A 9,783-nucleotide genomic window follows, 5' to 3' on the forward strand; every position below is an offset into this window, starting at 1 on the left:
TTGGCGCTCGCGCTACGGCTACGACCGGAGTGAGGTCGAGTGGCGAGCTTGCTCGTCCGCTCGCGCCGAGCGAGGGAGTTACTGCGCGAAGCGCAGAGGTGGCCCGATGAGGACCAACGGTGGTGGCACGGTCGCGGTGACGCTGACCAAGTCGATCGTCTTCGCGGTCGTGACCATCCTGGCGACGATGGCGCTGGCGACGACGATCTCCAACGGGACGACGTCCTCCGGCCGCACCTTCACGGCGCTGTTCACCGATGTGACCAGCCTGAACAAGGGCGACGACGTACGCATGGCCGGAGTCAAGATCGGCACCGTCCAGTCGATCGGGCTGCGGGAGAACGACACCGCCGAGGTGACCTTCACCGCGGCCGAGTCGGCGCCGATGGTCGAGGGCACCCGGGCCGAGCTGCGCTTCCGCAACCTGATCGGTCAGCGCTACATCGCGCTGAAGCCCGGATCGCCCGGCGGGACGTCGTTGAAGAGCGGCTACACCTTCTCCCTGGACGAGACCCAGCCGGCGCTGGACCTGACGATGCTGTTCAACGGGTTCCAGCCGCTGTTCAAGTTCCTCGACCCCGAGGACGTCAACAACCTGAGCGCCCAGATCATCGCGGTCTTCCAGGGCGAGGGGACGACGGTCGAGTCGCTGCTCTCCTCGACCGCGTCGCTCACCTCGACGCTCGCCGACCGCGACCAGGTGATCGGCGAGCTGATCACCAACCTCAACTCGGTCCTCGAGGTCGTCAGCCAACGCACCGGGCAGCTCGACACCACCCTGGTGACGCTGCAGCGCCTGGTCTCGGGGCTGGCCGAGGACCGCAAGACGATCGGCTCCACGATCGAAGGGGTGGGGGAGCTGTCCCAGAGCGTCGCCGGACTGCTGACCGAGGGCCGGGCGCCGCTCCGCAAGTCGATCGACTCGCTCGGTGACGTCTCGGAGAACCTCGCCGAGAACGACAAGGTGCTCGAGGACTTCCTGACCACGATGCCGCGGAAGACCGACGAGCTCGGCCGGATGGCCTCGTACGGAGGCTGGCTCAACTTCTACATCTGCTCGATCGACGGGCGGATCCCCAGACCCGAGGGCTACTACGGCGACCTCGGTGTCGAATCACCTGCTGGAAGGTGCCGCTGATGGCTCGCTATCCGAAGTCGTTCGCCGAACGCAACAAGGTCATCCTGGCGATCGTCGGGATCGTGGCGATGACCCTGACCTTCTTCGCGACGTTCTACGCGCAGGACCTGCCCATCATCGGTGGCGGGCGCACCTACCAGGCCTACTTCGCCGAGGCCGGCGGGCTGCGCCCGGGCGACGAGGCGCGGGTGGCCGGGGTGAAGGTCGGCGAGGTGACCGAGCTCGAGCTCGCCGAGGACAAGGTGCTGATCAGCTTCCGCGCCAAGGACGTCTCGCTCGGCGGTCAGACGGCGGCCTCGATCAAGGTGAAGACGCTGCTCGGGCGCAAGTTCCTCGCCCTGGACCCGGCCGGCTCCGGTCGGCTCAGCGACCCGATCCCGGTCTCGCGGACCACCACGCCCTATGACGTCAACGCCGCGTTCTCCGACCTCTCCACCACCGTCGACGAGATCGACATGGACCAGGTCGAGGAGTCGATGGACGCGCTGTCCACGGTCTTCAAGGACACCCCGGAGGACGTACGCGGCATGGTCTCCGGTCTCACCCGGCTCTCCCGCACGGTCTCCTCGCGCGACCAGGAGCTGGCCGAGCTGATGCGGACCACGTCCAAGGTCACCGGCACCCTCGCCGAGCGCAACGACGAGATCGGGCTGCTGATCGAGGACGGCGACAAGCTCCTTGAGGAGCTGGCCGCACGCCGGGAGGCGATCCACCAGATGCTCACCTACACCGACGACCTCGCCAAGCAGATCAAGGGTCTGGTCGCCGACAACCAGAAGCGGCTCCAGCCGGCGCTGAAGAAGCTCGACCAGGTCGCCGAGGTCCTGCAGCGCAACCAGGACCACCTCGACAAGGCGCTCTCCCAGATCGGCGCCTACTACCGGGTCATCGGAGCCTCGATGAGCAACGGACCGTGGATCGACGTCTACGGCTGCGGCCTCTTCGACAAGGACAACGCCCCGGTGCTCGACAACGACGTCAACCGCGACTGCCAGCCGGGAGAGAAGAGATGAACCTACGACGCGTGCTCGCAGGGGTCCTGGTGATCGCAGCCGTCGGTGCGATCGGGTGGGGTGCTGCGTACGGAATCAGGGAGGGGCGCAAGGGCACCGCGTTCTCCGCGCTCTTCGAGGCCTCCGTGGGGCTCTATCCCGGCTCCGACGTGCAGATCCTCGGTGTTCCGGTGGGCAAGGTGACCGAGGTGGTCCCGGCCGGGGAGCATGTGCGGATCTCGATGGAGCTCGACCCGGGACAGACCGCGGCGGCCGACACCGAGGCCGTGCTCGTCGCGCCGACGCTGGTCTCGGACCGCTTCATCCAGCTCACCGAGCCGTACGTCGACGGACCCGAGCTCCGCGACGGCACCGTCATCGAGGAGACCGCGGTGCCGGTGGAGATCGACGACCTCTACGCCTCGCTGACCGACGCCGGGGAGAAGCTTGGCCCCGAGGGGGCCAACCAGAACGGAGCGCTGTCGCGCCTGCTGGAGGTGCTGGCGGCCAACCTCGACGGACAGGGATCCGACATCAACCAGGTCATCCGCGAGGGGGCCGACGCGTCGGCGACCCTGGCGAACGTCGACCAGGACTTCTTCGCCACCGTCGAGCACCTCAACACCTTCAACAACACCCTCCTCGAGCACGACGACGGCGTCCGGGACGCAAACCGCCAGTTCGCGCAGGTCACCAAGTATCTGGCCGAGGACCGCGACGACCTCGCCTCGGCGGTGACCAACCTCGGCGAGGCGCTCGGCATGCTCGAGGGCTTCATCGAGGACAACCGGGGTCAGATGCGGTCCAGCGTCGAGAACCTGCAGGGCCCGACCAAGGTGCTCGCCGACCAGAACGAGGCGCTCGAGGAGGCGGTGGCCACGATCCCGCAGGTGCTGCAGAAGTACGTCAACGCCTACGACCCGAGCACCAACACCCTCGTCGGACGGACGAACCTCAACGAGATCAGCCCGGTCTGGTCGCGCGACGGACTGACCGGACAGACCTCCGAGGATGCGCCGCCGGTGCTCCTTCCCGGTGTGGGAGGGGAGCAGTGATGCGTACGTTCCGTGCTCCCGCGGTCCGCACAGCGGCCGCCCTCGCGGTGTCCGGGCTGGTCCTGTCGGGCTGTGGGCTCGGCTCGATCGGAGGAGGTGTCTACGAGGCGCCGCTGCCCGGTGGCGCCGATGTGGGCGACGACCCGGTCACCCTGAGCGCCGAGTTCGCCGACGTGCTCGACCTGGTTCCCCAGTCCAGCGTCAAGGTCGACAACGTCGCGATAGGGCGGGTCTCCAAGATCCGCCTGACCGAGAACGGCCGCAGCGCCCGGGTGTCCCTGGTGGTCCGCGACGACGTCTCGCTGCCCGCCGGCACCACGGCTCGGCTGCAGCAGACCTCGCTGCTGGGGGAGAAGTACATCGCCCTGATCCGTCCCGAGACGCCGGTCGCGGGCGAGCCCCTCGGCGACGGCTCGGTCCTGGGCCGCGGCGACACCGACGCGGCTGCCCAGGTCGAGGAGGTGCTCGGAGCCCTGTCGATGGTCCTCAACAGCGGCGGGATCGCGCAGTTCCAGGAGATCTCCCGCGAGCTGCAGAAGGTCTCCGACGGACGGCCCGAGGAGATCAAGGCGTTCCTGCACGAGATCGACCGGTTCGTCTCAGTGCTCGACTCGCGCTCGGAGTCCATCACCTCCGCGATCGACTCGCTCAACGAGCTGGCGGTCACGTTGGACAAGGACAAGGCCAAGATCTCGAACGCCCTCGAAGGGCTCTCGCCGGGCATGCAGGTCCTCGTCGACCAGCGTCCGCAGCTGGTCGCGATGCTCGAGGCGCTCGACAAGCTCGCCAAGGTCACCATCCGCACCCTGGACTCCGCGCAGGAGGACATCGTCGCCGACCTCGAGCTGCTCGACCCGATCCTCGACCAGCTGGCGAAGGCCGGCTCCGACCTGCCCTACGCGCTCGAGATCCTCTTCACCTACCCGTTCCCCGACGAGGTTCTCAACGCGATCCGGGGCGACTACATGAACCTGTTCATGATCACGAACTTCCGGACTCCCGCCGACTGCGAGTCCAAGGGGTGCGACTGGTTGCAGCCGGTGGTCGAAGGCGCCTTCGGTGGCTCGGCCTCCTCCCAGGCCGAGTCGCCGAGCGCGCCCGGACTGCTGCCGTCGACCTCCTCGCCGGTGCCGGGCTCGTCCTCGCCGTCGATGCCCGGATCCTCGATCATCCCCTCGACACCGGGCTCGTCGTCGCCGTCGACCTCGGACCCGTCCTCCGGCGATCCCGATCCCGGGTCGTCCTCGCCGACAGATCCCTCGGGATCGGCGTCCGAGTCGCCGACGGAGTCGCCGACCGACCCGACGGCCGAGCCGACGACCGAGCCGGAGGCGCCCTCGACCCAGAACACACCCGAAGGCGCCGGCACCGGCTCCGCGGAAGGGAGCCCGTGATGCAGCGACTCACCGGTGGCGTACGCGTCAAGCTCGGGATGTTCGTGGCCCTGGCGCTCGTGGGGACCAGCTATGTCGGGGCCAGGTACGTCGGCCTGGACCTGCTCGACGACCCTTACAGCGTCGAGGTGTCGCTGCCCGAGGGAGGCGGGCTCTTCGTCAACTCCGAGGTGACCTACCGCGGGGTGCCCGTGGGTGAGGTGACCTCCCTGGAGGCGGAGGCCGACGGCGTACAGGCCCTTCTCGAGATCGAGGGCGACGCGCCCGCGATCCCGGCCGATGTGACCGTGAAGGTCGCCAACCGGTCGGCCATCGGCGAGCAGTATCTGGATCTGCGCGGTGGCGCGGTGGGGTCCTCGGCTTCCTCCCGGCTCTCGGACGGGGACCGGTTGTCCGGTGGCGAGGACGCGCTGCCCTACACCGCCGGCCGAGTCATCGAGTCCGGTCGCGACTTCGTCGCCTCGGTGCCCGAGGAGGCGCTGACGACGACGATCGACGAGTCCTATCTGCTCTCGCGCGGCGCCGGGTCGGACGTACGGAAGCTGGTCGACACGTCCATGCAGTTCCAGAAGGAGGCCGACCAGAGCTTCCTGGTCTCGGCCAGCCTGATCCGCAACTCCGGGCAGGTGCTGGAGACCCAGGAGGAGTCGGCGACCAGCATCAAGGCGTGGAGCAACGACCTCTCGCTCTTCTCCGAGACCCTGGCCGACTCCGACCGTGATCTGCGCGACCTGATCGGGGCGACGCCGGGTGCCACCCAGGAGATCTCGCTGCTGATCAAGGAGGTCGGCGGGCCGCTCGGGATCCTGATGAGCAACCTGGTCACCCCTGCCCAGATCTTCGGTACGAACTCCGCGGCGCTGGAGTCGACCTTCGTGACCGTGCCCGAGGCGGTCAGCATCGGATGGGCCGTCAACAGCTCCAAGGGGCTGCGGCTGAGCCTGATGCCGTCGTTCTTCAACCCGCTCCCGTGTGTCTCCGGCTATCAGGGCACCGACCTGCGGGCCGGCACCGATGTGAGCAAGGGCAAGCCGTTCAACACCGCGGCCGGCTGCGACGCCGTGCCGCGACCGAAGACCACGAAAACCAAGACAGCCGAGCCGCGGACGGTTAACGTCCCGAACACGCTCGCCGGACTGATGGGGGAGCGATGAGAGCAACACGGGACCCGGTGGTCGAGCCTGAGGAGACCACCGAACAGGAGAGGGAGCCCTCGGTGGTCGAGCAGCAGGCGCCGTCGGTCAAGGTCGTCGAGACCACCCCGGAGCCGAGGTCGCCCCGCGACCGGTTGCTCCTCTGGGTGCTCCCTGCGGTGGTGCTGTGCGTGCTGGTGGCAGGCCTGGTGAGCTGGTGGCGGGCGACCGGCCACGACCAGGAGATGGTCGACGATGCCGCTCGTCGCGACCGGGTGCTGATCGTGGCGACCAGCCATGTCGAGACCCTCAACACTCTCGACTACCGGAAGGTGGACGAGGGGCTGAAGAGCTGGGCCGAGATCACCACCGGGACGCTGCACGACCAGCTCGCGGACGTACCCGACGACGAGCGAAAGCTCCTCGCCGACCAGCAGAAGATCTCCACCGGGTCGGTGATGGAGGCAGCGTTGACCGACCTCGACGACAACACCGCGACCGTGATCGCGGCCGTCGAGATCACGGTGCAGGACGGCGCCGACACCGACGCCGAGCCGACCGTCAAGCGCAACCGGTTCGCGGCCGACCTGGTCAAGGTCGGCGACGAGTGGCTCATGGAGAGCCTCGAGCAGGTAGAGGTGGACATCTCATGACCGCTTTCGTACGCCGCTGGGCGCCCTACCTGGTCGCGTTCACCCTGATCCTGGGGCTGGGCGCCTTCTGGCAGGCCCACCGCGAGCGCAACACCGACCACGTCGGCAACCGGGCCGTCGTCGACACACAGGCCACCACCGAGGTGCAGTCGGCCGTCTCCGCGGGCCTCATGCAGGTCTTCTCCTACGACTTCTCCGACCCGGCGCCGACCGAGGCCGCGGCCGACGAGGTCCTGGCCGGCGATGCCCGCAAGGAGTACGACCTGCTGTTCAAGCAGCTCGAGAAGAAGGCTCCCGGTCAGAAGCTCGTCCTCAGCGCCCAGGTCCAGGTCGCCGCGGTCAAGACGCTCGATGCCGACTCCGCCGAGCTCCTGGTCTTCCTCGACCAGGCCTCGCAGCGTTCCACGGACAAGGAGTCCTCCATCTCCGCGGCTCAGCTCACCGTCGAGGCCGCCAAGGTCGACGGCCAGTGGAAGGTGACCGGTCTGGATCCTCTGTGACCGCAGATCACGCCGAGTCGGCTCGTTCTGACGCGCCGACTCGACGTGGGAACTGGTCAGGATGAGCCGGGTCGGCGTGCCGGGAGCTCAAAGTTGAGTGGAACAGACTCAACTCTGGGTGTGTTGAGATAGATGCGGGTGACACGCACTCGCGTCATACCCAGGCGTCCCAGGAGGAGTGCAGACACAGATGAGCCAGTTTTCGGCCGACAAGTTCACCACCAAGGCACGTGAGGCGATCGAGGCCGCCCAGCTCGCCGCCACGACGGCGGGCAACACCACCACGGAGCCGATCCATCTGCTCGTCGCGCTGCTGCAGCAGGACGAGGGCACCGCGAAGTCGATGGTCAACAAGTCGGGTGTCGACGCCGACGAGGTGCTCCGGCTCGCCACCGCCGATCTCAACGGTCTCCCGCGCGCCAGCGGCTCGACCGTGCAGCAGCCTGCCGCCTCCGGCGGGCTGACCCGTGTCCTGGCGGGGGCGATCACGCTGGCCACGTCGTTGAAGGACGACTACGCCGCCACCGAGCATCTGCTGATCTCGCTGGCCACCGTCGAGTCGTCGGCCCAGGAGGTGCTCAAGGGGGCCGGGCTCACCGAGAAGGGCCTGCGGGAGTCGCTGAAGGCCGTCCGCGGCAACCGCCGGGTGACCAGCCAGGACGCCGAGGACTCCTACGAGGCGCTGGAGAAGTACTCCCAGGACCTCACCGAGGCCGCCGAGCGCGGAAAGCTGGATCCCGTCATCGGCCGGGACTCCGAGATCCGCCGGGTGATCCAGGTGCTGTCGCGGCGTACGAAGAACAACCCGGTCCTCATCGGGGAGCCCGGCGTCGGCAAGACGGCGGTCGTCGAAGGGCTCGCGCAGCGGATCATCGCCGGCGACGTACCCGACTCCTTGAAGGGTCGCCGGGTGCTGTCCCTGGACCTGGCTGCGATGGTCGCCGGGGCGCAGTACCGCGGCCAGTTCGAGGAGCGGCTCAAGGCCGTCCTCGAGGAGATCAAGGCCGCCGAGGGCCAGGTGATCACCTTCATCGACGAGCTGCACACCGTCGTCGGCGCGGGCGCCGGTGGCGACTCCGCGATGGACGCCGGCAACATGCTCAAGCCGATGCTCGCGCGCGGCGAGCTGCACATGATCGGTGCGACCACGCTCGACGAATACCGCGAGCGCATCGAGAAGGACCCCGCCCTGGAGCGCCGCTTCCAGCAGGTCTTCGTCGGCGAGCCGTCGGTGGAGGACACCGTGCAGATCCTGCGCGGGATCCAGGAGAAGTACGAAGCCCACCACGGTGTCCGGATCACCGACGCCGCTCTGGTGGCCGCCGCGTCCCTCTCCGACCGCTACATCACCGGTCGGCAGCTGCCCGACAAGGCGATCGACCTCATCGACGAGGCCGCGTCCCGGCTGCGGATGGAGATCGAGTCGTCTCCCGAGGAGATCGACCAGCTCCGGCGCGCCGTCGACCGGCTGAAGATGGAGGAGTTCGCGCTCTCGAAGGAGTCCGACGACGCTTCTCTGGAGCGCCACTCGGTGCTGCGCAGGGAGCTCGCCGACAAGGAGGAGGAGCTGCGTGGGCTCGAGGCCCGCTGGGAGCGGGAGAAGGCCTCGCTCGAAGGGGAAGGGGCCTTGCGCAAGCAGCTCGACGCGCTGCGCAGCGAGGCCGAGAGGCTCCAGCGCGAGGGATCGCTGGGGGAGGCTTCGGAGATCCTCTACGGCAAGATCCCGGTGCTGGAGGAGCAGATCGCCGAGGCCGCGGCCGTCGAGGACGAGGTCACCGACCGGCTCGTCGGCGAGGAGGTCGCCGCTCAGCAGATCGCCGAGGTCGTCGAGGCCTGGACCGGCATCCCGACCGGCAAGATGCTCCAGGGCGAGCAGGCCAAGCTGCTCGAGATGGAGGCGGAGATCGGTCGCCGGCTGATCGGGCAGAAGTCCGCGGTTTCTGCTGTGGCCGACGCGGTCCGTCGCTCTCGCGCCGGGATCGCCGACCCCAACCGCCCGACCGGCTCGTTCCTGTTCCTGGGGCCGACGGGCACCGGTAAGACCGAGCTCGCCAAGTCGCTGGCCGACTTCCTCTTCGACGACGAACGCGCGATCGTACGCATCGACATGTCCGAGTACGCCGAGAAGCACTCCGTCGCTCGGCTGGTCGGAGCGCCTCCGGGCTACGTCGGCTACGACGAGGGTGGTCAGCTGACCGAGGCGGTGCGGCGTCGCCCCTACTCGGTGGTGCTGCTCGACGAGGTCGAGAAGGCTCATCCCGAGGTCTTCGACATCCTGCTGCAGGTACTCGACGACGGTCGCCTGACCGACGGCCAGGGCCGCACCGCCGACTTCCGCAACACGCTCCTGATCCTCACCTCCAACCTCGGCTCCAACTTCCTGGTCGACCCGGTGATGGAGGACCACGAGAAGCACGAGTCGGTGATGGCGGTGGTACGGGCCTCGTTCAAGCCGGAGTTCCTCAACCGCCTCGACGAGGTCGTCATGTTCGACGCCCTGTCGCTGGCCGACCTCACCAGGATCGTCGACATCCAGCTCGGGCTGCTGGAGAAGCGCCTGGCCGTACGCCGCATCTCGATCTCCGTCACCCCCGCTGCGCGGGAGTGGCTCGCCGAGACCGGCTACGACCCCGCCTACGGCGCCCGCCCGCTGCGCCGACTCATCCAGTCGGCCATCGGCGACCCGCTCGCCCGGATGCTCATCGGTGGCGAGGTCACCGACGGCGGCGAGGTCCTCGTCGACCGCGACGACGCCACTGGCCGCGGCCTCACCCTCAAGGTCTGACCCCCTCTCGCCGAGAAGTCACCTCTGCAGGCCGAGAGGTCACCTCTGCAGGCCGAGAGGTCAGTATTGCAGGCCGAGAGGGCAGGTGGGTGCCCACGCGGGCTGCACAACTGACCTCTCGGCGGTCGGTCCT

Annotated in this window: 8 protein-coding genes; all 8 read left to right on the top strand. The window is 68.4% G+C overall.

The features are described 5' to 3' along the window. Nucleotides 1-106 precede the first annotated feature (106 nt). On the top strand, nucleotides 107-1,138 hold the full coding sequence (locus ACRDPS_RS03740; protein WP_431500279.1) for an MCE family protein: 1,032 nt from the start codon (nucleotides 107-109) through the stop codon (nucleotides 1,136-1,138). After that, the gene (locus ACRDPS_RS03745; RefSeq protein WP_431500280.1) at nucleotides 1,138-2,151 is read left to right on the top strand and encodes an MCE family protein; all 1,014 of its coding nucleotides are present in this window, start codon (nucleotides 1,138-1,140) and stop codon (nucleotides 2,149-2,151) included. Before ACRDPS_RS03740 ends, ACRDPS_RS03745 begins: the two co-directional genes overlap by 1 nt. After that, the gene (locus ACRDPS_RS03750) at nucleotides 2,148-3,185 is read left to right on the top strand and encodes an MCE family protein (protein WP_431500281.1); all 1,038 of its coding nucleotides are present in this window, start codon (nucleotides 2,148-2,150) and stop codon (nucleotides 3,183-3,185) included. Before ACRDPS_RS03745 ends, ACRDPS_RS03750 begins: the two co-directional genes overlap by 4 nt. Continuing rightward, complete coding sequence (locus tag ACRDPS_RS03755; RefSeq protein WP_431500282.1) at nucleotides 3,185-4,579, top strand: MCE family protein; 1,395 nt, start codon at nucleotides 3,185-3,187, stop codon at nucleotides 4,577-4,579. Before ACRDPS_RS03750 ends, ACRDPS_RS03755 begins: the two co-directional genes overlap by 1 nt. Next, complete coding sequence (locus ACRDPS_RS03760) at nucleotides 4,579-5,733, top strand: MlaD family protein (RefSeq protein WP_431500283.1); 1,155 nt, start codon at nucleotides 4,579-4,581, stop codon at nucleotides 5,731-5,733. The genes ACRDPS_RS03755 and ACRDPS_RS03760 overlap by 1 nt, the downstream gene beginning before the upstream one ends. Then, nucleotides 5,730-6,365, top strand: a complete 636-nt coding sequence (locus tag ACRDPS_RS03765) for a hypothetical protein (protein WP_431500284.1) — start codon at nucleotides 5,730-5,732, stop codon at nucleotides 6,363-6,365. The genes ACRDPS_RS03760 and ACRDPS_RS03765 overlap by 4 nt, the downstream gene beginning before the upstream one ends. Beyond that, nucleotides 6,362-6,865 (top strand): hypothetical protein, encoded by a 504-nt coding sequence (locus ACRDPS_RS03770; protein ID WP_431500285.1) that lies wholly within the window; start codon nucleotides 6,362-6,364, stop codon nucleotides 6,863-6,865. Before ACRDPS_RS03765 ends, ACRDPS_RS03770 begins: the two co-directional genes overlap by 4 nt. 190 nt (nucleotides 6,866-7,055) lie before the next feature. Continuing rightward, nucleotides 7,056-9,650, top strand: coding sequence for an ATP-dependent chaperone ClpB (gene clpB, locus ACRDPS_RS03775; RefSeq protein WP_431500286.1), 2,595 nt, complete (start codon nucleotides 7,056-7,058; stop codon nucleotides 9,648-9,650). The last annotated feature ends 133 nt before the right edge of the window (nucleotides 9,651-9,783 follow it).

Origin of the sequence: Nocardioides sp., assembly GCF_050699375.1 — a bacterium.
Classification (GTDB): domain Bacteria; phylum Actinomycetota; class Actinomycetes; order Propionibacteriales; family Nocardioidaceae; genus Nocardioides.

Excerpts from the sequence above, each read along its gene's own strand:
- ACRDPS_RS03760 (WP_431500283.1), top strand. The coding sequence starts at position 4,579 with ATGCAGCGACTCACCGGTGGCGTACGCGTCAAGCTCGGGATGTTCGTG.
- ACRDPS_RS03745 (WP_431500280.1), top strand. The coding sequence starts at position 1,138 with ATGGCTCGCTATCCGAAGTCGTTCGCCGAACGCAACAAGGTCATCCTG.
- ACRDPS_RS03765 (WP_431500284.1), top strand. The coding sequence starts at position 5,730 with ATGAGAGCAACACGGGACCCGGTGGTCGAGCCTGAGGAGACCACCGAA.
- ACRDPS_RS03770 (WP_431500285.1), top strand. The coding sequence starts at position 6,362 with ATGACCGCTTTCGTACGCCGCTGGGCGCCCTACCTGGTCGCGTTCACC.
- ACRDPS_RS03740 (WP_431500279.1), top strand. The coding sequence starts at position 107 with ATGAGGACCAACGGTGGTGGCACGGTCGCGGTGACGCTGACCAAGTCG.
- ACRDPS_RS03755 (WP_431500282.1), top strand. The coding sequence starts at position 3,185 with ATGCGTACGTTCCGTGCTCCCGCGGTCCGCACAGCGGCCGCCCTCGCG.
- ACRDPS_RS03750 (WP_431500281.1), top strand. The coding sequence starts at position 2,148 with ATGAACCTACGACGCGTGCTCGCAGGGGTCCTGGTGATCGCAGCCGTC.
- clpB (WP_431500286.1), top strand. The coding sequence starts at position 7,056 with ATGAGCCAGTTTTCGGCCGACAAGTTCACCACCAAGGCACGTGAGGCG.